Origin of the sequence: Nocardia abscessus, assembly GCF_015477775.1 — a bacterium.
Classification (GTDB): Bacteria; Actinomycetota; Actinomycetes; order Mycobacteriales; family Mycobacteriaceae; genus Nocardia; species Nocardia abscessus_A.
In genome coordinates, this window is sequence record NZ_JADLQO010000073.1 from 1 (window position 1) to 455 (window position 455).

At 61.3% G+C, this 455-nt stretch carries 1 pseudogene; it reads left to right on the forward strand.

The features are described from left to right. Positions 1–455: pseudogene (locus tag IU450_RS39325) on the forward strand (DNA-directed RNA polymerase subunit beta); the annotation flags it as partial.

The following is a 455-nucleotide window of genomic DNA, read 5'->3' on the forward strand; positions in this document are numbered from 1 at the left end:
CTGCCCAACCGTGACGGGGAGCGGATGGTCGATGACGACGGTAAGGCGGTGTTGTTCGACGGGCGTTCCGGTGAGCCGTTCCCGTATCCGGTCGCGGTCGGTTACATGTACATCCTGAAGCTGCATCACTTGGTCGATGACAAGATCCATGCCCGTTCGACCGGTCCGTACTCGATGATCACCCAGCAGCCGTTGGGTGGTAAGGCGCAGTTCGGTGGTCAGCGCTTCGGTGAGATGGAGTGCTGGGCCATGCAGGCCTACGGTGCGGCGTACACGCTGCAGGAACTGCTGACCATCAAGTCCGACGACGTGGTCGGTCGGGTGAAGGTCTACGAAGCGATCGTCAAGGGCGAGAACATCCCGGAGCCGGGCATCCCGGAATCGTTCAAAGTCCTGCTCAAAGAACTCCAATCGCTGTGCCTCAACGTCGAAGTGCTGTCGTCCGACGGCGCCGC